At 64.2% G+C, this 23,081-nt stretch carries 18 protein-coding genes and 1 pseudogene; 4 read left to right on the top strand and 15 right to left on the bottom strand.

Going from position 1 to position 23,081, the window contains the following annotated elements:
* The first annotated feature begins 23 nt into the window (after window positions 1-23).
* Window positions 24-926, top strand: coding sequence for a LysR family transcriptional regulator (locus tag EN932_RS05235; protein ID WP_128368755.1), 903 nt, complete (start codon window positions 24-26; stop codon window positions 924-926).
* 23 nt (window positions 927-949) lie between these two features.
* Here EN932_RS05235 and EN932_RS05230 read toward each other — a convergent pair whose 3' ends face one another.
* From EN932_RS05230 to EN932_RS05200, 7 genes are all read right to left on the bottom strand, one after another.
* Window positions 950-2,977, bottom strand: a complete 2,028-nt coding sequence (locus EN932_RS05230) for a CocE/NonD family hydrolase (protein ID WP_127368427.1) — start codon at window positions 2,975-2,977, stop codon at window positions 950-952.
* Window positions 2,978-3,025: 48 nt separating this feature from the next.
* Complete coding sequence (locus EN932_RS05225) at window positions 3,026-4,000, bottom strand: ABC transporter ATP-binding protein (protein WP_013533007.1); 975 nt, start codon at window positions 3,998-4,000, stop codon at window positions 3,026-3,028.
* Window positions 3,997-4,980 (bottom strand): ABC transporter ATP-binding protein, encoded by a 984-nt coding sequence (locus tag EN932_RS05220; RefSeq protein WP_127368425.1) that lies wholly within the window; start codon window positions 4,978-4,980, stop codon window positions 3,997-3,999. Before EN932_RS05220 ends, EN932_RS05225 begins: the two co-directional genes overlap by 4 nt.
* On the bottom strand, window positions 4,977-5,822 hold the full coding sequence (locus EN932_RS05215) for an ABC transporter permease (RefSeq protein WP_127368424.1): 846 nt from the start codon (window positions 5,820-5,822) through the stop codon (window positions 4,977-4,979). The genes EN932_RS05220 and EN932_RS05215 overlap by 4 nt, the downstream gene beginning before the upstream one ends.
* 22 nt (window positions 5,823-5,844) lie before the next feature.
* Window positions 5,845-6,792 (bottom strand): ABC transporter permease, encoded by a 948-nt coding sequence (locus EN932_RS05210; protein ID WP_127368423.1) that lies wholly within the window; start codon window positions 6,790-6,792, stop codon window positions 5,845-5,847.
* A gap of 52 nt (window positions 6,793-6,844) precedes the next feature.
* The gene (locus EN932_RS05205; RefSeq protein ID WP_024502512.1) at window positions 6,845-8,404 is read right to left on the bottom strand and encodes an ABC transporter substrate-binding protein; all 1,560 of its coding nucleotides are present in this window, start codon (window positions 8,402-8,404) and stop codon (window positions 6,845-6,847) included.
* Window positions 8,405-8,715: 311 nt separating this feature from the next.
* A complete protein-coding gene (locus tag EN932_RS05200; RefSeq protein ID WP_082826414.1) occupies window positions 8,716-9,708 on the bottom strand; it encodes a membrane dipeptidase in 993 nt (330 codons plus the stop codon).
* Window positions 9,709-9,903: 195 nt separating this feature from the next.
* Here EN932_RS05200 and EN932_RS05195 point away from each other — a divergent pair, with 195 nt between their 5' ends.
* On the top strand, window positions 9,904-11,175 hold the full coding sequence (locus EN932_RS05195) for an FAD-binding oxidoreductase (RefSeq protein WP_127368422.1): 1,272 nt from the start codon (window positions 9,904-9,906) through the stop codon (window positions 11,173-11,175).
* Window positions 11,176-11,178: 3 nt separating this feature from the next.
* Here the strand turns inward: EN932_RS05195 and EN932_RS05190 are convergent, their stop codons facing one another.
* The gene (locus EN932_RS05190; RefSeq protein WP_127368421.1) at window positions 11,179-12,096 is read right to left on the bottom strand and encodes a LysR family transcriptional regulator; all 918 of its coding nucleotides are present in this window, start codon (window positions 12,094-12,096) and stop codon (window positions 11,179-11,181) included.
* A 128-nt stretch (window positions 12,097-12,224) separates the two neighbouring features.
* Between EN932_RS05190 and EN932_RS05185 the strand changes: the two genes are divergently transcribed.
* Both EN932_RS05185 and EN932_RS05180 read left to right on the top strand, forming a co-directional pair.
* A complete protein-coding gene (locus tag EN932_RS05185; protein WP_164753891.1) occupies window positions 12,225-13,562 on the top strand; it encodes an aromatic ring-hydroxylating dioxygenase subunit alpha in 1,338 nt (445 codons plus the stop codon).
* 84 nt (window positions 13,563-13,646) lie between these two features.
* Complete coding sequence (locus EN932_RS05180) at window positions 13,647-15,293, top strand: acetolactate synthase large subunit (protein ID WP_127370150.1); 1,647 nt, start codon at window positions 13,647-13,649, stop codon at window positions 15,291-15,293.
* A gap of 48 nt (window positions 15,294-15,341) precedes the next feature.
* On the opposite strand, the pseudogene EN932_RS05175 reads toward EN932_RS05180, so the two are convergent.
* From EN932_RS05175 to EN932_RS05145, 7 genes and pseudogenes are all read right to left on the bottom strand, one after another.
* Window positions 15,342-16,511: pseudogene (locus EN932_RS05175) on the bottom strand (substrate-binding protein).
* A gap of 82 nt (window positions 16,512-16,593) precedes the next feature.
* Complete coding sequence (locus EN932_RS05170; RefSeq protein WP_127369991.1) at window positions 16,594-17,295, bottom strand: ABC transporter ATP-binding protein; 702 nt, start codon at window positions 17,293-17,295, stop codon at window positions 16,594-16,596.
* A 2-nt stretch (window positions 17,296-17,297) separates the two neighbouring features.
* A complete protein-coding gene (locus EN932_RS05165; protein WP_013532995.1) occupies window positions 17,298-18,002 on the bottom strand; it encodes an ATP-binding cassette domain-containing protein in 705 nt (234 codons plus the stop codon).
* The gene (locus EN932_RS05160) at window positions 17,999-18,985 is read right to left on the bottom strand and encodes a branched-chain amino acid ABC transporter permease (RefSeq protein ID WP_024502520.1); all 987 of its coding nucleotides are present in this window, start codon (window positions 18,983-18,985) and stop codon (window positions 17,999-18,001) included. Before EN932_RS05160 ends, EN932_RS05165 begins: the two co-directional genes overlap by 4 nt.
* Window positions 18,982-19,839, bottom strand: coding sequence for an urea ABC transporter permease subunit UrtB (urtB, locus tag EN932_RS05155; RefSeq protein WP_064995186.1), 858 nt, complete (start codon window positions 19,837-19,839; stop codon window positions 18,982-18,984). Before urtB ends, EN932_RS05160 begins: the two co-directional genes overlap by 4 nt.
* Before the next feature lie 4 nt (window positions 19,840-19,843).
* Window positions 19,844-20,965 carry a class II histone deacetylase gene (locus EN932_RS05150; RefSeq protein WP_013532992.1) on the bottom strand — a complete coding sequence of 374 codons (1,122 nt, stop codon included), beginning with the start codon at window positions 20,963-20,965 and terminating at the stop codon, window positions 19,844-19,846.
* 83 nt (window positions 20,966-21,048) lie between these two features.
* Window positions 21,049-23,081, bottom strand: a 2,033-nt coding sequence (locus tag EN932_RS05145) for a LuxR C-terminal-related transcriptional regulator (RefSeq protein ID WP_128368754.1), incomplete at its 5' end; no start/stop codon positions are given.

The raw sequence follows: 23,081 nt of genomic DNA, 5'->3' as shown, positions 1-23,081 counted from the left end.
AGTAGAAACCAGGAGTTCTGAATATGGATCGGCTTGAGAGCATGGCCGTGTTCGTCAAGGCGGTCGATCTCGGCTCGTTCGCGGCCGCGGCGGTCGCGCTTGATCTCTCCGGACCGATGGTCGGCAAGCATGTCCGGTTTCTTGAGGAGCGGCTGGGCGTGCGGCTGCTCAACCGGACCACGCGACGGCAGAGCCTGACCGACTTCGGCCGCGCTTACTATGAACGCTGTCGGGTGGTGCTGGCCGAGGCCGAAGCCGCCGATGCGCTCGCCGCCGAACAGTTTTCGGAGCCACGTGGAAAACTGCGGGTCACCATGCCGGCGCATTTCGGGCGCCATTGCGTGACCCCCGTGTTGCGGAAGCTGGCCCATCAATATCCGATGCTGGAACTCGACCTGTCGCTCACCGACCGCTTGGCGGATCTTGCCGAGGACGGCTACGATCTCGCAATCCGCACCGGCGCTCTTGACGACAAGGTGGGGGTGATTGCGCGTCGCGTCGCGCGTCAGGGCATGGTCGTCTGCGCGGCACCCTCTTATCTCAGAATTCATGGCGAGCCGCAGCGGATCGAGGATCTCGCCGACCATCAGGCGACTGTCTACCGCCGGCTCGGCCAGGTCATTCAGCCGTGGTTGTTTGTGCGCGAGGGGCAACCCACGCTCGAGATCACGCCAACCGGACGGCTGCGGCTCGACGATCTCGATGCCATCGCTGACGCGGCCGCCGACGGCATGGGGCTGGCCTGGCTGCCCTGGTGGCTGGTACGCGACCGCATTCAGGCCGGCGCGCTGATGGCGCTGTTGCCGGACCAGCCGCGATATCTCTACGACTGCCACGCGCTTTGGCTGCAGACACCGCATCTGCCGCTGAAGGTGCGGCTGGCCGTCGATGCGCTGGCCTTCGCCTTGCCGAAATCGATGGCCTGATTGCCCAGTCCAATCGCCGCCGCTCAGTTGAGATCGCGCCGATACTCCTTGACCTCGCTGCGGTCGACGATCCGCTCGTCTCCGTCATGGGCAGTGATGTGGGTCTCGATCCGCCAGACGTCGCGCAGCGCGCGCACCGTCGCCGTCACTGAAAGGCGCGCCTGCCAGTCGCCGCGGCCATAGGATTTTTCCCAGGTGCAGGTGCCGACCGCCGAGGTCGGGTCGTCGGGGTGAATGGAGAACCGGTCGACATGCTTCGCTGAAAGGACGATTCCCGTATGCGGATGCCGCACCGTGCCGCCATCATTGACGACTTGGTAGACGGTCTCGCCAGTGACCTGGTCTGTCGAAACCGAGCGCTGAAAGCCGTCCCCTTTGGTCAGAACCTCCTGCTCCATCGGCGCGGCGCTTTCCGGAGCCAGGAAGGCCCCCAGCGTGTCGTCCAGCTTCTGCGGCGCGCGCACCGGCAGGATCAGCCGGCTATCGCCGCAATGGATCGACAGCGTCGCCTGCTCGGCGGTCGGAAAGACGATCGGCCAATGCGATGTCGCCAGTGCCAGCCGGATACGCTCGCCAACCTCGAAACGCTGCCCGCAGCAGCGCAGCTTGATGCGGACGGTCTCCGCCCGGCCCGGCACCATGGGTGCGATGTCCAGATCATCGTTGCGATGGCTCAGATTGAGGATGCCGTAGCTGACGCGCGAGGCAGCACCTTCAGGGAACACTTGCGACAGCGTGGCGGACAGAAGCGCAACCGGCTTGTCGGAGGAGAGCTTGACCTCGAATTCGGGAAAACCGAGGATCTCGACCGCTTCGGTCAACGGCGCCGTCTCGAAGATCAGGGCATTGCCTTCTTCCGTGCGTTGGTCGACCGGCAAGGTCGGCATGACGCCATAACCGCACCAGGCGCCGGAAGACAGGCCGGCCGTCTGCGGCGATGAAATCTCCAGGATCGTGTCTTCGCCCCTGGCCTCGCTCAGCACATGCGGCGCAAGGTTCAGCACCTTTTCGCCGATCCCCGGCCCCGGCCATGCCGGCTCCGCGACCCAGCGGCCGGGTCGCTCGTCATAGATCGCTGCCGGCCGTGCGGGATCCTGAATCCAGGCGCGCAGCATCGGCTCGTCGGCAATGCCGGTGTTTATGCCCTTGAGATATTGGTCCCACCAGCGCAGGCACTCCTGCAGGAAGCCGATGCGCGGTCCTGGCATGGCGAAGTGCGGATATTTATGGCCCCAGGGTCCAATCAACCCTTTGCGGGGACCGCTTAGCTTTTCCAGCATCCGGAAGATCGGATTGGGGTAACCGTCGGCCCAGCCGCCGACGGCGTAGACCGGGATTTCGACATCGGAATAATCCTCGCAGATCGAACCGTGCTTGTAGAAATCGTCGCGGCGCTGGTGTTCGAACCAGTCCTGCATCCAGATGCCATTGCCATTCAGCCGTTGTTTCCAAAGACCGCGCCAGCGGTCACCGACAATGAGCGGGTCGGGCGGGGTCATGGCGATGGCCCAGGCGGTGGTTCCCCACATCAGATTGTCGCACATCATCGCGCCGCCGAGATAATGCACGTCGTCGTTATAGCGGTCGTCGGTCGAACACAGCGAAACGACGGCTTTCAGCGCCGGCGGCCGGCGGGCCGCGACCTGCAGCCCGTTGAAGCCGCCCCAGCTGATGCCGATCATGCCGACGCTTCCCGAGCACCAGGATTGCCTCGCCAGCCATTCGATGACCACCAGGCAGTCATCCTGCTCCTGCTTCAGATACTCACCCTTGCACAGCCCTTCGCTGTCGCCCGAGCCGCGCATGTCGACCCGCACGCCGGCATAGCCGTGACCGGCGAAATAGGGATGCGTCAGCGCATCGCGCTCCACCGTTCCGTCACGCTTGCGATAGGGCAAATATTCGAGGATCGCCGGCACGGGATCGCTCTCCGCGTCTTCCGGCAGCCAGACACGCGCCGCCAGCTTGACGCCATCCGGCATCGGAATCCACAAATTCTCGATCTCGCGGATTTTGCGCGGGAAATCGGTGACGACGCGGATATCTTGCATGGCGGCTCCTCTCAACGCCTCGGCCGACACTTGCGCCGGTGGCGATCCTTATGTGTTCAGCGGGAAATGGCAGGTCAGACGGCTGTCGCCGACCGAGGCCGGGACGGGGACATCCAGCGCGCAACGGCCCTCGGCCTGCGGGCAGCGTGTGTGAAACTCGCAGCCTGAGGGGCGCGCCAGCAAGGACGGAACGTCAGCCGGCAGCGTGATGCGCTGATGCACCCTGTCGGGATCAGGCTCGGGATTGGCGGAGAGAAGGGCCGCCGTATAGGGATGATGCGGGGCGCGGAAGATCGCTTCGGTTTCGCCCTGCTCGACGAAGCGCCCGAGATACATCACCGCCATGCGGTCGGCGATCTGGCGCACGACATGCAGATTGTGGGTGATGATCAGCATCGACAGGCCCATGCGGTCGCGCAGGTCGTTGAGCAGGTTCAGCACCTCTCCCTGCACGGAGACGTCGAGGCCGGCGGTCGGCTCGTCGGCGACGACCAGCACCGGGTCCAGCGCAATCGCCCGCGCTACGCCGACGCGGCGCGCCTGGCCGCCAGATAGCTGGTGCGGGTAGCGGTCGGCGAAATCGCGCGGCAGCCCGACCAGCGCAAGAAGCCGTGTGACTTCAGCGTTGAGATCGCGATCCGACAAACCGTGGATGACGAAAGGCTCCGACAGCAGCGAGCGCACGCTGAGCCGCGGCGACAGCGATCCGACCGGATCCTGGAACATCATCGGCATGCGCCGCCGCACCGGTTTCATCGCGGCGTTGGACAGGCCTTGCAGTTCCTGTCCTTCGAACACGATCGTGCCTGCTTTCACCGGCTGAAGACCGTTGAGGGTGCGCGCCAGCGTCGTCTTGCCCGAGCCGGATTCGCCGACCAGCGCGAAGGTGCTGCCTCGTTGAAGCGTGAAGCTGACGCCGGAGACCGCTTCGATTTCGGTGGCCCGCCCCGCGAGCCTGGCGGACAGGCCGCCAACCCGGAACGAGACGCGCAGGTCGCTGACACGGAGCAGGTCTTCGTTCATGCGCCCATGGCCCCCAGTGGAACGTCCGAGTGCCAGCAATGGGCGATATGAGATCCGCCGACAGGGGCGCTGGGAGGCGTCGTCAGGCATTGGGCGTCGGCGCGATCGCAGCGCGGCTGGAAGACGCAGCCGCTTGGTCGGCGGCGCAGGTCCGGCAAGGTCCCGGCAATCGTCGGCAGCCGGGACACACGCTGCGACAGCCGGGCGGGATCGCAGGCCAGCAGCTTCTGCGTGTAGGGATGGCGGGCGTCGTGGAAGATCTCGCGGGTCGTGCCGCTTTCCACCACCTCGCCGGCATACATCACGATCATCTCGTCGCAGAGTTCGGCGATCACGCCCAGATGATGCGAGATGAACAGCACCGAGCAGCCGATGTCGCGCTGCAGATCCTTGAGCAGTTCGATGGTGGCCACCTCCAGCGTCGCATCGAGCGCCGTGGTCGGCTCGTCGGCGATCAGCAGCGCCGGCTCCATCATCAGCGCCATGGCAATGGCGATGCGCTGCTTCATGCCGCCGGAGAATTCGTGCGGAAACTGTGTCAGCCGGCTTTCCGGATCGGGAATGCGAACCTTGCGCAGCATGGCGACCGAGCGCGCATCCTTGTCCCGCTTCGACAGACCCGAGCGATACTGGATGTCGCGCATCTGCCGCCCCACCGACAGCACCGGGTTGAGCGCGCCCATCGGGTCCTGGAAAACGGTGGCGATCCTTTGCCCGCGCAAGCCGCGCATCGCCATGGGGTCAAGCCGGGCGAGGTCCTTGTCACCCTCGAAGATGATCTCGCCCGATAATATCTCGCCATTGTCGGCGAGCAGGCCGAGAATGGCGTTGATGAGCGTCGACTTCCCGCAGCCGGATTCGCCGACCACGCCAACGCTGCGGTTGGCCGGCACGGAAAAACTCACCTGCTTCAGCGCCTCCAGTCGCCCACTCTCGGTGTGGAAGGCGACGCTCAGATCCTTGATCGCGAGAACCGTCATGACCGCCCCTTCAGCCGGGGATCGAAGAGGTCGCGCAGCGTCTCGCCGAAGAAGGTGAAGCCGAGTGTGGTCAGCACGATGGGCAGGCCGCCGGCAATCACGATCCAGTAGGAATCGCGGATGTTGGCAAAGCCGTCATTGAGGATCGCGCCCCAGCTCGGCGTTGGCGGCCGCACGCCGAGCCCGAGGAAGCTCATGCCGGCCTCGATCGCCACCACCACGGGAATGTCCATCGATATCAGGATCAGGATCGGGCCGATGATGTTGGGCAGGATATGGACGCGCAGGATACGGGCGGCACTGGCGCCCATCGAGCGCGCCGCCATGACATGTTCGGCCGACTTCAGCACCAGCGTCTGCGTCCTGATGATGCGGGCATAGCCCGGCACATTGACCAGCATCACCACCAGCACCACCGCATAGAGCGAGGGGCCGAACAGGGTGACCAGCGTCAGCGCCAGCATGACGGTGGGAAAGCTCTTCACGGCGTCGAAGATCAGCAGCAGCACATTGTCGAGCCAGCGCGGCCCATAGCCGGCGATCAGCCCGAGCACCACGCCGACGACCAGCGACACCGCTGTCGCGCCGAGCGCGATCAAGAGCGCGACGCGCCCGCCATAGAGCACCCGGGTCAGAAGATCACGGCCGAGGTGGTCGGTGCCGAGCAGATGCAGCAGGCTCGGCGAAGCGAAGCGTTCGGCCGGCGATATCTTGCTCGGCGCATAGCTGGTCAGCGCGCTGGCAAACACCGCCGACAGCACCACCAGCGTCACCAGCGTCAGGCCGACGGCGCCGAGCGGCTCGCGCATGATGCCGCGCACGGTGCGCCACAATCCGGACAACCGGCTGCCGCCGGAAGACAGCTCAGTTGAAACTTGATCTGACACGGGGATCCAATACACCGACCAGAATGTCGGCCGCTACGTTGACGAGGACGAAGAAGACCGTGGTGACCAGCACGGCTCCGGAGACGATGGGGTAGTTGCGCACCGAGATCGCCTCATAGACCAGCTTGCCGATGCCGGGGCGGGCGAAGACGATTTCGGCGAAAACGGAAGACGACAGCATGTGGCCGATGCCGACGCCGAGCAGGGTGATCGTGGGCAGCACGGCAATGCGCAGCGCGTAGGTGTAGACGATCCGGTGCTCTGTCAGGCCGAAGGCGCGCGCCGTGCGGATATGGCTGGCCTCCAGCGTCTCCAGCATCGAGGCGCGCACCATGCGCGAGATGTAGCCGATCCAGCCAAGCCCGACCGCCAGCGACGGCAGGATGAGGTGCTGGAGCCGGCTGGCGAGGTCGCCCGGTTCGCCGGCGCCGATCGCCGGCAGCCATTGCAGTGCGACCGCGAACACCAGCAGCGAATAGATGGCGACGACGAAGGACGGCACCGCGATCATCGCCACCGAAAGAACCCCGATCACCTGATCGACAAAGCCGCCTCGGCGCACCGCGGCGATACAGCCAAGCGGGATGCCAAGCGCCACCGACCAGGTAATGCCGCCGACCACCAGCGCCAGCGTGAACGGAAGCTGCTCCATCACCACGTCCAGCACCGGCCGGTTCGACAGAACCTCGATGCCCAGGTCACCGCGCAGGACCGATCCGTAGAAGTGCAGGAACTGCCGCCACACCGGCTGGTCGAGGCCCATGCGTACGCGCAGCGCCTCCATCATCTCCGGCGTCGCGCGTGGCCCCAGCGCGACGGAGGCCGGGTCGCCGGGAATGAGGTAGACCATGGCGAACATCATCATCATAGCGACGCTGATGATGATGGCGCCAAGCCACAGACGCTTGAGGGCGTAGCGGATCATTTTCGGTACCTGTCGGACGGTCTTTGGTGGGGGCGAGCCCCGCCCGCCGACATCATGCCGGTTTGAAGTCGGTGAACACGGGTTCGCCGTTCGGCTTCAGGCCGGCCACAAGCGTGTCTCGATTCATGATGCCGGTGACCTCATGCGTCAGGAAAACGTAGTTGCCGTTCTCCTCCATCAGGTCCTGCAGCTTCTTGTAGATGACATCACGTTTCGCCGGGTCGAGCTCGACCATGCCTTCGGCATTGAGCTTGTCGAATTCCTCGCTGGAAAACCGCTCCCAGTTCCAGACGCCGATCTGGTCGCGGGTGAACCAGGCAGTCGCCCAGCTCGGATCCGGCTGCATGGAGAAGCGGCTGATGATCATCTGCAGCTTCTTCCAGTAGTCGCCTTCCTTGGCGCCAAGCGTCCAGAAGGTGCCGCTGTCGTTCTGCTTGATCTCCACATTGAGGCCGACATCCTGCAGGTTCGACTGCACGACCTGCGCCGCGGTCAGCCGCTCGGTCTTGTTGAGGATGTCGAGCGTGATCGTCGTGCCGGCCAATCCTTCCTTGGTGATCATGTCGCGGGCGCGGTCCGGGTCGAAATCGAAAAGGTTCTTCTCGCGATGGCCGGGCAGGCCGGGCGCGATGATGCCGGTGGCGGTTGCGGCGGCGCCGAAATAGGCAGCATCGACCACCGCCTTGCGGTCCACGGCGTACTGAACCGCGCGGCGCATGTTGGGATTGTTGAAGGGAGCGACATCCTGGTTCATGCCGAGCCAGACAAAGGCCAGCGAAGGCTTCTCCACCACGGTCGTCTTCGGCGGCGGCGTCTGCTTCAGGCGCGAGATCGAGGAGACCGCGGTCCAGGTGTAGTCGAGGTCGCCGGCCTCATAGCCGAGTTCGGCGGTCTTCTCGTCCTCGATCGGATGAATGTGGATTTCCGCGAAGGCGCCTTGCTCGTACTTCCAGTCGGGATTGCGGACCAGCACCGTGCGCTGCTTGGGCAGCCATTCCTTCAGGATGTAGGGGCCTGACTGAGCCACCGGCTTGACGCCCATCTTGCCACCGAGCTCGGTGATGGCGCGCTTTGACAGGATGGTGCCGGACGGCGTCGGCAAGGTCGACGTCCACAGCGGCGCGAAGGCTTGTTTCAGGTGGATCAGCCCCGACAGCTTGTCCTTGACCTCGACTTCCTTGAGCGTTGCCCAGTCGCCGGAATAGGGGCTCTTGTTGGCTGGGTCGGCGATGCGTTCGATCGAAAACTTCACGTCTTCGGCCGTCATCTGGCCGTAGCCATCGGTGAAGCCGATATTGTCGCGCAGCTGGAAGGCGACGGTCAGCGGATCGAGCTGCTTGATCGTTTCCGCCGCCATCGGCCGCCAGCCCCAGCTGTCGCCCGGCGTGGTGACGACGAGGCCGGCGAAGATGACGCTGGTGATGTCGCCTTCAGGCGCCGCCAGCCGGAAGCAAGGGTCGAGCGTCTGGATGTCGGCGTAGGAGCGCACCTTGAGGATCGGCCCGTCGCTCGACCAGGAAACTTTTGGATTGACCATTGAGGCGAGGCCGAAAGCGCCGGCTCCGGCGAGCAGGCTGCGGCGCGAAACCCTGGTGTCGGCTAGAATGGACATGCTCTACCCCTCAGCTGTTTTCGTTGTCTTGTTTTCAGGCCGCAGGCCATTCTCCAAGCCGGGCCGAATGTGTCGGTCCGCTAAAACTGCTAATAATAGACATCTATGTCTAGCGAAAATTTTGCCGGCACGTCCGAATCTTGGATACGGACGATCTTGCGGAAAATCTCGACATCTGTTCCGACCGCCGCCGGCGCGTCGACTTGGGCAAGTCGCGGGCGGAATGTGATCGCGCAGACGATATGGCCTGGCCCGCCATTCGGTGGGGCTGGATCAAGAGCTGTAGCAGAGATAGGCCTCTCGGCCGCCGCTCACTTCCAGATTTCAGCCGCCAGGCGCATGAAATTGCCGCCCAGGACATCGCGCACGGTCTGCTCGGACTGGCCGCGGCGCAGAAGAACCTCGGTCAGTTCGCGCATCTGACCTGGAGCCGCGTAGGTCGTCGCCCCCTCCGGATATTCGCTCTTGGGCCAGAATTGCGGATTGTCGGAAATGATGCGGTCGATGCCTTTGACATCAACCGGAAAGGCGTAGTCCAGTCCGATGCCGACATGATTTGGGCCAGCCAGGTCGACGAGATATTCGATGTGGTCAGCCAGCCTGTCCGAGTCCGTGCGTCCCTCTCCCAGGAAACGATTGAGCCCGACGATCGCGACGATGCCGCCGGTGCGCGCGCAGGCCTTGATCTGCTCGTCGGTGATATTGCGGCCATGGCCGCACAAGGCCTTGGCGTTGGAGTGCGAGAAGATGACCGGCCGGTTGGAGTATTCCATCACCTCCATCGAGGTGCGATAGCCGGTATGGGTGACGTCGACGAACATGCCGAGACGGTTCATCTCGTCGATGACCTCGCGGCCGAACGCCGTCAGGCTGGTCTCGACATCGTGGCAACCGCCGCCGGCCAGATTGTTCCTGTTGTACGCAAACAGGATCTGGCGGACGCCCAGATGGTGATAGAACTCGACCATCTCGACGCGGCCGTCGAGCGCGTTCATGCCCTCGATGTCGAAGGTGATCGCCAGTTTGCCTTCAAGCTTGGCCTTGCGGATTTCCGCGACGGAGGAGACCAGCGTGTAGTGCTCGGGATTGGCAAGGATCCAGTGGCGGAAATTTGCGAGCGTCCGCACGGTCTGCTCCCAGGGCAACAGGTCGAAGCCGACATCGATCGACAGATAGTCGATGCCGGCGTCGCGCCAGATCTGCAGATTGTTCAGGTCCGCCGCCGGGTCCGGCATGAAGCCGGAATGCGCGTCCCATATGATTTCACTGTCGAAAATGGCCTGGGCGGCTGTCGAAACGCTCACTTTTTCCTCGCTCTCTCGGCGACACAACACAACGGAAAGCCGGATCAAGCGGCGTTCCGGACGTGTGATCCAGATGCAGTGCGCATCAAGTATCAGGCCACAGACACATGTGTCTAGACAGTCCGGGACGAGCCTGTATGGTCGCCGTCGCTGTATGTCGCTCCGACCGGAACATCGGCAAGAGAGAGAACAAAGATGAGTTCAAACGGAAGCCATGGCGGCAGCGATAGCAGGCATATCGCGGTGATTGGCGGCGGCATCATCGGCTGCAGCGCGGCTTTCCATCTGCTGCGGTCCGGCGTGCGCCGGGTGACGGTCATCGATGCCGGCCAGCCGGGTGCCGCAACCACAAGCGCCGGTGCTGGCTTCGTCTCCCATTGGTCCGCCGGCATGATCCCGCTCGGTGAAGAGGGCTTTCAGCTGCAGCAATATGGCCTCGATTTCTATCGCAGGCTGCACGAGGTCGGCGCCGAGATTGGTTATCGGCCGAACGGCACCTTGATCATGGCGCTGACCGAGGACGGGCGCGAACGCTTCGTCCGCCCGGTGCTGGATTCTCCCTATGCGCCGCCGGAAATGCAGGACCTGGATGCCGTGCAGATCGGGCAGAAGATGCAGGGTCTCATCGATCCGGCCCGGGTCCATTCGGCGGCCTACAATCCGCATGGCATCCAGCTCGACACCAAGCTGGCGATGGGGGTGCTGACCGGCCAGATCAGCGAGCTCGGCGGCGTCTTCCGCAGCAACGCACGCGTGACTGCCGTCCATGATGCCGGCGACCGGGTGACGATCGAGACCGACCAGGGCGGTCTTGAGGCTGATGGCGTGATTGTTGCCGCCGGCGCCTGGAACAACCAGGTCCTGTCAGGCCTTGGCTGGCAGTTGCCGCTGCTGCGCGTCGTTGCAACGCGCATCGTCACCGACGACCGTGGGCTGCCATCGACCATTCCCACCGTCCAGTGCCGCGAATTGCGGCTGTGGCTGCGCGAGACATTCGGCGCCATAATGTGGGGAACCGGCCGGCACTACAAACCTCTCTACAAGACGAACGACAGCGAAATCGAACCCGGCCAGCCGCACAATATCGGGCTGATGCAGGAAACCTCCGAGCAGGAGCTTGCCGAGTTGCAGACGGTGTTCCCGCCGCTGCGCGGTTCGACGATCGCGAGCTGGGCGCAAGGCGTGCCGTGCTACACGCCCGACAACGGCCTTATCGTCGGCAAGGTCCCCGGCAGCGACAATATCGTGGTCGTCGGTGGCGACAATGAGAGCGGCGTCACCCATGGGCCGGGTCTTGGCCGGCTCTCTTGCGAACTGGTTCTCGGGCAGACCCCGTTCGTTTCCGCCGAGCGGTTCCGTGTCGACCGCTACGCATCCGATGCTTTCAAGTCGGAAGCTGAAATCGAAGCCGCCATGCCGGTCTGGGGCGCGCGTCACGAGGCGTCGCGGTTTGGTCGCGAGGCCTGATCGTCAGCTGCCCCCGGCGCTTGCCTGCAAGCTGTCGCCGACGCTGCCGAGCAGCGCCTGCGCCACCGCCCTGACAACCGGGCCGGCGTTCTTCCTCATGACGATGTGGAAGGAGCCGGCGTGGCGCCGCGAGGTCTTGGTCAGCCGGACGAGCTGGCCGCGGCGCAGATGCTCGTCGGCAAATCCCGCCCAGGCGAGCGCCGCGCCGCGCCCGGCGATGGTTTCGTGTATCATCGACATGTAGCCGGTGAACCGAGGTCCGTCGAGTTTCCGGTCGGTTCCGACCCACGATTGCCAACTGTCGATCGCGCCCGGCGGCGTCACCTGATGCAGCAGCGGCACTGCCAGGAAAGCCTCAGGCTCTTCCGAGGCGAGCGCCGGATAACGCGCCAGGAACGCCGGCGCGCAAACCGGGAACCACTCACCCTCGAGCAGTTTTTCGGTCACGAATTCGGGCCATTGCCCGGCTTCGCCGAAACGGATCGACAATGCCACTTCAGGCTGGTCGAAATCCCTGTAGTCGGTGGATGTCTGCAGCAGCACGCGGCCATCGGCAACCTGCGATGTGATGAGGCCGAAGCGCGGCATCAGCCATGCCTGCGCGAAGTCGTGGCTGCAGCCGACCACGAATGTATCGCTGTCGTGCGCGGTCAAATCCTCGACCGCTTGCCTGATGGTGCCGAGACCCTCGCGGATCGCTTCGGCCAGCGTGTTGCCGGCCCCGGTGACGGCGACGCGGTTGCCTCTGCGCGTGAACAGCTCGACCGACAGCTGGCGCTCGAGATTGGCGACATGCCTGCTGACCGCCGATTGTGCGATGTTGAGCTCCTGTGCGGCCAGCGTCAGCCCGCCATGCCTGGCGGCAGCCTCGAAGACGACCATGGCGTTCAGCAGGGGAAGCGATGTCTTGAGGGTTTTCACGATCCAAACCTGCTTTCATGCCTTTTCGATATGAAGGTCTATCATTTCTGTATTTGCTGCAAGCCTTTCCGCATCGCACACTCTATCGAAACGTCATTCGAACGCCAGCGAGCAGAAAGGTGTTTGCCGTGCAGGCCTACACATCGAACAGCCAGCCTATCGACAGAAGCGAGACCGTCAGGCTGATCGACCGGCAACGTCCGGACTGGTCGCTGGAACAGGCCTTCTACGCGGCCCCTGCCATCTTCGCGCTGGAACGGGACTTGTGGTTTCCGCGTCAATGGATGCTTGTCGCCCATGCCAGCGAGGTCCCAGAAAAGGGCCGCTACATCGTGCGCCAGCTTTTCGACGAGGAGATCATCGTCGTGCGCTTCGACGACGGCGAGGAGGACATCGCGGCCTACTACAATGTCTGCACCCATCGCGGCTCGCGGCTCTGCGCCAAGGATGGTCGCGGCAAGCTTCTGGTCTGCCCCTACCATGCCTGGTCGTTCAGGCTGACCGGCGAGTTGCAGTCACGGCAGGATCTACCGGAAAGCGTCGATCCGGAAGCGCTGGGACTGCACCGCGTGCCCTGCAAGCATTTCGGCGGCCTCGTGTTCTGCGGCCTCGATGCCAATTCGCTGCCCGACATCCAGCCTGTCGCGGACGGGCTGACCGGCGGCTTGCGCGAAAACGGCCTTGACCGCGCACGCATCGTCGCGCGCAAGAACTATCTCACCAAGGCGAACTGGAAGCTGGTGCTCGAGAACTTCCTCGAATGCTATCACTGCCGGCCGGCCCACCCCGAATATTACCGCGTCAACGGCCATGTCAAAGTGACCGCGACCCGCGACGCCGACAAGGCGGTCGAGTGGCAGAATGAAATCGAGGCCTGGCACAGCGTCATCGGCGATGCCGAGTTCCACAAGGGCGCGTGGCAGGCTGGCGACCTCGACACGATGCCGTTTGCCATGCACCGCAAGCCGATCGGATCCGGCCGCAACACGCTGTCCAATACAGGTGAGGGGGTCTCATGCCTGATGGGCGGCCGTCACGCCTATGATGGTGGCGAAAGCGGCTTCCGCCTCGGACGCCTGTCGTTTGCAAGTGCTGCCAATGATTATGTCACGCTGTTCCAGATGATACCGCGCAGCGCCACGGAAACCGACGTCATTCTGACCTGGCTCGTCGACAAGGACGCCGATGGCGACATCGACGCCGATGCGATCAGCTGGATGTGGGACGTCACCACGGTGCAGGACAAGAAGATCACCGAGGACAATGCCGACGGCATCATGTCGCGCGCCTACCGGCCGGGTCCCTATACGCCGCTGGAAAGGCAGACCTCGTTCTTCGTGCAGACCTATCTGTCAGAACTGCGTTCGCTGATCACCGGCACGCGCGGCGCACCGATCAGCCAATGGTCTGCGCCGAAGGAACTTTTCGCCTCGCCGAAAGCGGCGAGCTGCAACACGCGCCTCTGACCCGCAGCCGAAGATGCCTCTTTGAGGCGTCGCGTTCCGATGCCATATGAAGGTGGCCGACGGAATGTTGCGGGAGAGGTGGTCATGACCAAAGGTTCGGATCTGTTCGTCGCGGCCCTCGAGAACGAAGGGGTCGAGCGGATTTTCGGCATTCCGGGCGAAGAAAATCTCGATATCGTCGAATCCATCCGCCGCTCCTCGATCCAGCTGATCCTGACCCGCCACGAGCAGGCAGCCGCTTTCATGGCCGCCACCTATGGCAGGCTTACCGGCAAGCCGGGTGTGTGCATCACCACGCTTGGCCCGGGCGCGCTCAACCTTTCGACCGGTTCGGCCTATGCGCTGCTCGGCGCGATGCCGATGATCATGATCACCGGCCAGAAAGGCATCCTGTCATCCCGGCAGGCGCGCTTCCAGATCGTCGACATCGTCGCGGCGATGAAGCCGCTGACCAAGCTGTCGCGTCAGATCGTCTCGCCGAAGATGATCCCCTCGTTGGTTCGCGAAGCTTTCCGTGTCGCCCAGGAAGAGCGTCCCGGCCCCGTACATCTTGAATTGCCGGAAGACATTGCGGCGGCCGAGTGTGAACCGGTAGCACTCGTGCCAACGCATCCGGTCGAACTGCCGCTGGCCAGCCCGGGCGCGCTTGATCGCGCCGCCCGTATGATCATGGAAGCCAGGCGTCCGCTGCTGATGTTTGGTGCGGCGGCGTCGCGACCGCGCGTGACTCCCGATGTCGCCCAGTTCGTGCTGCGGACGCAAATTCCCTATTTCACCACGCAGATGGGCAAGGGCACCGTGCCTGGCGGCACGGAGCTCTATATGGGAACGGCAGCCCTTTCGGAGCGCGACTATGTGCACGAGGCCATCGAACAGGCCGATCTGATCATCACCATCGGTCACGACACGGTGGAGAAGCCGCCCTTCATCATGGGGGCAAAGGGGCCGAAGGTCATTCATGTCGGCTACCATTCAGCCGATGTCGAGCAGGTCTATTTCCCGCAAGCCGAAATCGTCGGCGACCTCGGTCCTTCGCTGGCGCTGCTGGCCGACAGCATCGAGGGCAAGGTCCCCAATGCACAGGCCTTGCTGCCGCTGCGGGAAGGCATTCTGAGCCGCATCGCCGCGCGCGCCACCGAAGATCGCTTCACGCCGCAGCGCATCGTGCATGACGTGCGCGCCGTGATGCCGCCGGACGGGATCCTCGCCCTCGACAATGGCATGTACAAGATCTGGTTCGCGCGCAACTACCGGACGCGCATGGCAAACACGATCCTGCTCGACAATGCGCTGGCCACCATGGGCGCGGGCTTGCCGTCGGCGATGATGGCGGCACTGCTCTATCCGCAGCGCCGTGTCATGGCCATCTGTGGCGATGGCGGCTTCATGATGAACAGCCAGGAACTGGAGACCGCCGTCAGGCTCAAGCTCAATCTCGTCGTCCTGCTGCTCGAAGACCATGCCTATGGCATGATCCGCTGGAAGCAGGCGGTCGACGAATTTCCGGATTTCGGCATGACCTTCGGCAATCCCGACTTCGTCAGATATGCCGAGGCCTACGGAGCCAAGGGGACAAGAGTTGGCGAGATCGCCGATTTGCGGCAGGCGCTGGAACGGGCCTTCACCGGCGGCGGCGTGCACCTCGTCGTCGTGCCCATCGACTATTCCGAAAACACCAGGGTGCTTGTCGACGAATTGCGCGAGCGGCTGCCTGCGCCGCAAGCGAGCTGACGGCGGCAAAGCCGCCGTCAGGATTACCTGGAGCTGTTGCCGAAGCGCCTACAGCTTGCAGTAAGGGGTGACCGGCGCGATCGTCCCGAAATCCTTGGCGATCTCATAGCTGATGCCGTCTGCGGCCGCCTTGCCGACATAGGAATGGCAGAGCGTGTGGTTGTTGCTGGCATCGACCCGGATCTTGCCTTGCGGCGCGTCGAACTCGATCGTGGGCAGCGCCTTGAGCACATCATCGTCCTTCAGCGATCCGGCCTTCTCGGCGGCCAGGGCGTAGAGATGCAGGCCGTTGTAGCCGGCTTCGCCGATGCCGTTGACCATCTTCTCCTTGCCGAACTTCTCGCGGAAGCTCGCGATGAACTTCTTGTTGACCGGATTGTCGAGCGCCATCCAGTAAGGCTGCGTTGCGTAGGTGCCGGCCGCGACGCCGGGCGGCAGCGCGTCCTTGTTGAAGACCTCGTCGAGCGGTGCGATCAGCGGCTGCTTGATATCGAAGCTGCGATACTGCTTGAGCTGGGTGACGGCGTCGTTGCCGACCACCATCGACCAGACGACATCGGGCTTCAGCGACTTGATCTTCTGGAAGGCCGGGCCGAAATCCGTGGTGCCGAACGGATAGTAGTCGGCGCCGATGATCTTGCCGCCGGCCTTTTCGTAAGCCGCCGTGATCGCCTCGGTCATCTTCTGCGGCCAGGCATAGTCGGAGGCCATGACGTAGATGGTCTTGCCGAGGGTCTCGGCCACCCACGGCATCATCGGGTCGACCTGCTGCATCGGGATCGGGCCGGTGGCGACGAAGTAGCGGTTGCATTCGCCGCCCTCGAAATTGGTTGGGTAGAAGAACAGCTTCTTGGCCTTCGAGGTCACCGACAGCGTAGCACTTCGCTCCGGCGAAATGATCGTGCCCATGACCACGTCGACCTTGTCTTCGTTGATGAGCTTGCGCGCCTTGTCGATGGAACCCTAGGTCGTGGTCTGGTTGTCCTCGATGAACAACTCGACCTGGCGCCCGCCAATGCCATTGGCGGCGTTCAGTTCGGCGGCGGCGAGCTTGTAGCAATTGAGCAGCGTCTCGCCGAGGATCGCCTGCAGCCCGGTGATCGGGATCGACAGGCCGACCTTGACGGTGTCGGCGGCGCGCAGGACCGACGGCGCACCGACCATGGCGAAAGCGGCCGCGGCGCCGCCGGATTTCAAGACAGTTCTTCTGCTTATCATTGTTGTGTTCCCTTCCAGTCCCAGGCGCGCCCCATGCACGCCTTACAAGTCAACAAGCTCCCAGGCGCGCTTCAGGCGCGCCTTATAGGGCCAACAGATCCTTCAGCAGGGTCTCGTCGGCGAACGCCTCTGGCGCGCCTTCATGGACGATCCTGCCCTTCTCCATCACCAGGCAGCGGTCCGATGCCTTGAGAACGAGATCGAGATTCTGCTCGACCAGCACGATCGCGATGCTGCGTTCGCGCGCGATGCGCGGCACCAGCTCGGCGATCGACTGCACGATGTTCGGCTGTATGCCTTCCGAAGGCTCATCGAGCAGCAGCACCGACGGCAGGCCGCAGAGCGCGCGGCCGATCGCCAGCATCTGCTGCTGGCCGCCCGAAAGCGTGCCGGCGACCTGCGCTTCGCGCTCGCGCAGGATCGGAAAATAGCCGAAGATGTCGACCGGAATGCCGCCGTCGCCACGGTCCTCGGCAGCGCGGGTACCGACCTCCAGGTTTTGCCGCACCGTCAGCTGGTTGAAGATCCCGCGCCCCTGCGGCACATGCGCGATGCCTGCCCGCGCGCGGCGGAAAGCCGGCGCGTTCGTGAGGTCCTTGTCACCGAGAACCACGGCGCCACCGCTCGCCCGCAAGCCGCCGGCGATGACGCGCAGCAGCGTCGTCTTGCCGGCGCCGTTACGGCCGAGCAGGCCGACGACTTCGCCCGGCGCGACACTGAGGTCGATGCCGTTCAGCACCGGGAGCGGGCCGTAGCCGGCCGAGACCGCCATTGTCCGCAGCATGATCAGCGCCTCCCCAGATAGACATCGCGGACCATTTCGTCGGTCTCGATGTCATGGAAAGGACCGCTGCGCAGGCGGCGTCCCTGATGCAGCACCAGCGTCTCGCAGTTCAGCGCCCGTACGAAGCGGATATCGTGTTCGACGGCGACGATCGAGAACTCGCCCTTTAGGCGTAGCAGCATATCGGCCGTCGCCAGCGTCTCCTGCGGCGTCATGCCGGCGGTGGGTTCGTCGAGCAAAAGCAACCGCGGCTCGATTGCCAGCGCCATGCCGATCTCCAGCCATTGCTTCTGGCCATGCGCGAGTTCGCCGGCCGGTGTGGCAGCGCGATTGCTCAGCGCGACCAATTCCAGCAATTCGCCAACCGGGCGCACAGGCGAGGGCGCCCCCCAGCGGGCGACCTTCACATTGTCTTCCACCGAGAGGCTCGGGAAAACGGACGGGATCTGGAACTTGCGCGCGATGCCGAGCCGGGCGATGCGATGCAGCGGCAGGCCGGCTATGTCGTGGCCGAGGAAGCGCACGCTGCCGCTGGTCGGGCGCAGCGTACCGGTCAACACATTGAGGAAGGTGCTTTTGCCGGCGCCGTTCGGGCCGATGATGCAGCAGAGTTCCTTGTCGCGTACAGTGAGGTTCAGGGCCTCCAGCGCCTGCAGCCCGCCAAAGCGGATGCCGACATTTTCGGCCTGGAGCAGGATGTCGCTCATTGTGCGCGCCTCCCGCCTTTGAACAGGGCTTTCAGTCGCGCGTAGATCGACAGGATGCCGTCCGGCAGGACGAAGACGATGATGACGAAGACACAGCCGAGCAATAGCGGCCACAGGCTCGGGTTGAAACTGCTGATCGTCTGCTGCGCACGCTGGATGAAGATGGCGCCGAGCACCGGCCCCAGCAGCGTGCCGCGCCCGCCGACCGCCACCCAGACGATGACTTCCGTCGACAGAAGCAGTCCGGACAGATCCGGTGCCACCAACCCCGCCATGCAGACATAGAGCGCGCCGGCAAGGCCGGCGATCGCCGCCGACAGGACGAAGGTGACGAGCAGCCGCAACGGCGCATTGTGGCCGAGCGCTGCTGCCCGGACTTCATTGTCCTGTATGGCGGTCAGCACCGTACCCCAGCGGCCACGGCTGATCGACCACAGCGCCAGCACGGTCACCGCGACGATGGCCGAGACGAAGATGTAGCTGGGCAGGTCCTGGCTGAGATCGACGTGCAGCCCGCCGACATCGAAGGCAATCGGCGGAATGCCGATCAGCCCGCTGTCGCCGCCGGTGACCGAGCTCCAGGAGACCGCCGCCTGCTGGCAGATGACGCCCATGGCCAGCGTGACGATGGTGAAATAGCTGCCACGGATGCCGCCGAAAAACAGGAAGTAGCCGATGATGGCGGAGACCAAGGCCGCACCGGCCACCGCACCGATGATGCCAAGCAGGCTGGCGAAGGAGATCGCATCGTTGAGCGTGATCAGCGCCATGATGTAGCCGCCGATGCCGAAAAACGCAGCGTGGCCGAAACACAGGATTCCAGTGCGGCCCCAGAAGAAGTCGAGGCTCGCGGCGAACAGGCCGAAGATCAGCGCGTCGCGGATCACGGTCAGCTGATACCCGCCGACAAAGAACGGATAGATGATCGCGAGCGCCACGCAGGCGGCGAAGATCAGCAGCCAGTTGCGGTCGCGGGCGATCATCGCGACGCTCCGTTGAACAGGCCGTTGGGCCGAAGCCGGACAGCGACGATGGCCGCCAGCAGCACGACCGCCTGCGCCAGCGACGGCGAGATCTGATAATTGAGGATGCTGGTCAGCCCGCCGACGAAGACGCTGCCGGCGACGAGGCCGCCGATCGAGCCGACGCCGCCGACAATGACGACGAAGAAGGCGTTGGCGAGATAGTTCACCCCCATCTGCGGCAGCACGATCGCCAGCGGCGCGACCAGTCCGCCGGCGAGCCCGGCGATGGCCGCGCCGAAGGTGAAGGCGATGGCGTAGGTGCGCCGCGTGTTGATGCCGACGCCCTCGGCCATTTCGCGGTTCTGGATGACGGTGCGGATGTCGAGACCGAAGGACGTGCGGCTGATCAGCAGGATGACGCCGAGCAAGGTCAGCATGGCGATGCCGATCAGGATCAGCCGATAGGCCGGGTAGACGGTGAAGAAGAGGTCGAGCGTGCCCTCGATAGGCGGCGTCACCGGCTTGGCGCCGAGACCGAAGATCAGTTCCAGCCCTTGCTGCAGGATCAGGCTGACGCCCCAGGTGGCAAGCACAGTTGAGACCGGCCTGGAATAGAGATGGCGGATGATGGCGAATTCGAGGATGCAGCCGATCACCGCGCCGGCGATGGGGGCAGCCACCAGCCCTAGCCAGAACGAGCCACCCATGCTCTGGACGAAATAGACCGCGAAGGCGCCGACGGTGACGAACTCGCCATGTGCCAAATTGGTCACGTTCATTAGGCCGAAGCTGATCGCTAGCCCGAGCCCGACCAGCATCAGGATACTGATCAGCGTCAGCGCATTGAGCAGCGTGGTGATGACGAAATCCATCGCGTCAGGCCGCACTGGCGAGACGTTGGCGCAGGCCGGCGAGCAGGCCTTCGGCGGCATCGATCACCGCGGCCTGATGAAGCTGCAGGTCTTGCCCGGCCCATTCGTCGATATGGTCCGACAAAGGGTCGACCACTTCGGTACGGTGATTGGCTAGCGTCTCGATGACGGCATGGCCGCAGAACGGCACATAGCCCTCGGAGTAGCCGCCTTCATGGGTCATCATCAGGCGCCCTTGCGAGGTCTCGGCGGCCAGCGCAACCATGCGCGCGGCAAGACGCCTGAAGCATTCGCTGTTGAGCATCATGCGGCCGAGTGGATCGAAGCCGGACGCATCGAAGCCGGAGGCGACGATGACGAGGTCCGGCCTGTAGGCGCGCAGTGCCGGCGCGACAACGCGGTCGAAAGTCGCTTCATAAGCACCGGTTCCGCTGCCGGCCGGCAGCGGGATGTTGATGTTAAAGCCCTCGCCGGCATCTTTCCCGTTGTCGGCCAGCGCACCGCGCCCGGTCGGATAGAGATTGTCCTGGTGCACGGAAATGGTCAGAACCGACGGGTCGGAATAGAACACCGTCTCGGTGCCGTTGCCGTGATGCACATCCCAGTCGACTATCGCCGCGCGCCCGAGCAGGCCTTCATGCTGCAGCCGGCGGACAGCGACGCCAATGTTGGAGAACAGGCAGTTGCCCATCGCCTGGTCGGGCTCGGCATGGTGTCCCGGCGGCCGCGCCAGCGCATAGGCATTGTCGACGCGGCCCGTCAGCACGGCGCGCATCGCGGCATAGGTGGTGCCGGCCGACAGCAGCGCGATGTCAAAACTGTTGAGGCCGATCGGCGCCTGCGGCCCGGCGAAACCGGAGCCGCGTTCGCTGAGCATGCGGATATCATCGACATGGCGTTGCGTGTGCACGCGCAACAGGTCGTCGACCGAGACCGGCTCGGGGATGATCGGCACCAGATGCCGCGACAGGCCGCTGACCTGGATGAGGTTGTTCAGCCGGCGCTTGGAGCCAGGGGATTCCAGATGCCGGCCGGGTTCCACGAAACGGCCGGGCGGCATCATGTCGGCGCTGGAGCCGGTGTCATGCCACATCAGCTGTTCGTGAAAAACGTAGCCTGTCGCCATCCGCAGCGTCCTCTGAAAACCAGGTGACGCTAGCAGGCTAACGATCAGATCGCCCGACCCGAAAGTGGGGTCGCGCCTCTTATCTATGCCCCTCCTTTCGGAGGGGTATGGGCGCCTGCAGATCCTTGCGCGGCGCGCACCGCCTGCACCCGGTTGGTCACCGCGAGCTTGCCGAAAATGTTCTTCAGATGCCATTTCACCGTGGTCTCGCTCACCGACAGCGCCAAGGCGATATCGCGGTTGGACATGCCCTCAGTGAGATAGCGCAGCAGTTCGGCCTCGCGCTGGGTGAGCTGTTCCTTCTCGGCGGCTGGTGCGGTCAGTTTGCGTGTCGCGACAGGCATCGCCTGCGCGGCATCGATGATGCGCGACGCATAGGCTGACAGTGCGGGATCGGTCTTCGCCTGAGCCGCGCGCAGCCGCATCAACCCTTCGACAACAGGCCTTCCCTCGTCGACGAAAGAACGGATGAAGCCGGAGGGTTGGGCGAGACGTAACGCATTGAGGAGATTGCGGTCTGCCTCGCGTTGGTCGTGGGCAGCGCTGGCCGCTTTGGCGCGCAGGATCAGCGCCAATATATGGCGGCGCATGCGCCCGCTGTCTTTCGTGCGCTCGAGCAGCGCGTCGAAAACTCCCGCGGCAGCGGCATAGGATTTCTCGGCCGTCAGCAGGCGGCCCTCGGCAAAGAATTCGAACTCGTTGGCGGTGGTGATGACCACCGAAGCCTCGGTCCCTTCGCCCCGATGCTCGGCCAGCAGCGCACGCGCCTCGGCAATACGGTTCTGATCGAGCAGCACACGTATGCGGTCATGCACGATCATCGATGCCAGGCGGCGATACACCGTGCCGTGTACGCGTTGATAGACGCGCTCAAGCATATCCAGTGCCGCTTCGGTGCGCCCGGTCAGCTGCAGCACGCGGGCATAGGTCGGCACGCTGGCCAGAGGATAGACAATGACTGCCGCGCCTTCGATCTGCGGTCCGAGATTCTCGACCAGGGTCAGCGCTTCGCCCGACGCATTGGTCTCATAGGCAAGTTCCGCAAGCAGCGTGCCGGCCAGGGCCTCGGCATAGGAGTTTGCACCGATCCGCGCCCGAGCCTCGATGATCGCGTTGCGCAGCAGCCGCTCGGCGGCGGGCAAGCGGCCCGCCGAACGCTCGATCACGGCCATGTAGCAATTGGCAATGGTGACGCCGAGCAGGCTGCCGCTTCGCTCATGCGCCCGGCGTGCCGCATCGATGGCGGCGCGTGCGCCGTCGAGGTCACCCAGCGCATAGAGGTTGTAGCCAATGACATTGGCGGTCGCGCCCTCCATGAACCAGGCATCGGGCGCGATGACGCGCAGGGCCGCAAGGGCTGTGTCGCGCGCCTGATCGAACTGCTCCAGCGTGCTGTGAACGGCGGCGGCGAGAACCACGAGCTCAGCCTCGATCGTTGTGCCGGTCATCGTGCCTGGGTCGTTGCTGTCGGTCGGTCCGGTCTCGACCAACTTGCGCGCATTGCTCAGCGTCTGTTGGGCAATCTCCGGCTGGCTGCTGTGCACCGCCAACCACAGCACGACCAGCTGCAGCCGAATGCGCTGGTCGATCAGCTTCCTCGGCAGCAGTGCCAGCAGCTGGCGCACGTAGAGAAGCTGGCACTGGGCGATGAGGTCGAGCGCATTGTTCTCCACGAACACCGCCGGCGGGCCGGCCAGCGCGTGCCCGATCGCCTCTGTCAGCATCTTGCGCTCGCCGAACCATTCGGCGGCCGCCAGATGCAGCGGCGCGATCATCTCCGGTTCGCGCCGTTCCATTTCGCGGCTGAGGAAATCGCGGAACAGATGATGGAAGCGGAACCAGCGCCGCTCTTCGTCGAGCGGCACCAGGAACAGGTTGCGCGTCTCGATCTCGGTGATCGCCGCTTCGGCGTCGGCCGCGCGCATCACCGCCCGGCAGGCCTCGGCGCTGAAGCGTTCGAAGATCGAGCTGTAGAGCAGGAATTTTGCGATCGCCGGCGGCAGTTCCAGGAACACTTCGCCCATCAGGAAGTCGGCGACGTTTCGGTTGGCGCCGGTAAAATTGCCGATGACGGTTTCCGGTGCATGCGCGGCACTCAGTGACAAAGAGGCCAGTT

This window comes from Mesorhizobium sp. M7A.F.Ca.US.002.01.1.1 (genome assembly GCF_004022955.1).
GTDB lineage: Bacteria > Pseudomonadota > Alphaproteobacteria > Rhizobiales > Rhizobiaceae > Mesorhizobium > Mesorhizobium ciceri.
The sequence above is the reverse complement of the archived record's forward strand: the minus strand, read 5'-3'. Positions and strand labels throughout refer to the sequence as shown.

Excerpts from the sequence above, each read along its gene's own strand:
- EN932_RS05235 (WP_128368755.1), top strand. The coding sequence starts at position 24 with ATGGATCGGCTTGAGAGCATGGCCGTGTTCGTCAAGGCGGTCGATCTC.
- EN932_RS05230 (WP_127368427.1), bottom strand. The coding sequence starts at position 2,977 with ATGCAAGATATCCGCGTCGTCACCGATTTCCCGCGCAAAATCCGCGAG.
- EN932_RS05225 (WP_013533007.1), bottom strand. The coding sequence starts at position 4,000 with ATGAACGAAGACCTGCTCCGTGTCAGCGACCTGCGCGTCTCGTTCCGG.
- EN932_RS05220 (WP_127368425.1), bottom strand. The coding sequence starts at position 4,980 with ATGACGGTTCTCGCGATCAAGGATCTGAGCGTCGCCTTCCACACCGAG.
- EN932_RS05210 (WP_127368423.1), bottom strand. The coding sequence starts at position 6,792 with ATGATCCGCTACGCCCTCAAGCGTCTGTGGCTTGGCGCCATCATCATC.
- EN932_RS05205 (WP_024502512.1), bottom strand. The coding sequence starts at position 8,404 with ATGTCCATTCTAGCCGACACCAGGGTTTCGCGCCGCAGCCTGCTCGCC.
- EN932_RS05195 (WP_127368422.1), top strand. The coding sequence starts at position 9,904 with ATGAGTTCAAACGGAAGCCATGGCGGCAGCGATAGCAGGCATATCGCG.
- EN932_RS05180 (WP_127370150.1), top strand. The coding sequence starts at position 13,647 with ATGACCAAAGGTTCGGATCTGTTCGTCGCGGCCCTCGAGAACGAAGGG.
- EN932_RS05170 (WP_127369991.1), bottom strand. The coding sequence starts at position 17,295 with ATGCTGCGGACAATGGCGGTCTCGGCCGGCTACGGCCCGCTCCCGGTG.
- EN932_RS05165 (WP_013532995.1), bottom strand. The coding sequence starts at position 18,002 with ATGAGCGACATCCTGCTCCAGGCCGAAAATGTCGGCATCCGCTTTGGC.
- EN932_RS05160 (WP_024502520.1), bottom strand. The coding sequence starts at position 18,985 with ATGATCGCCCGCGACCGCAACTGGCTGCTGATCTTCGCCGCCTGCGTG.
- urtB (WP_064995186.1), bottom strand. The coding sequence starts at position 19,839 with ATGGATTTCGTCATCACCACGCTGCTCAATGCGCTGACGCTGATCAGT.
- EN932_RS05150 (WP_013532992.1), bottom strand. The coding sequence starts at position 20,965 with ATGGCGACAGGCTACGTTTTTCACGAACAGCTGATGTGGCATGACACC.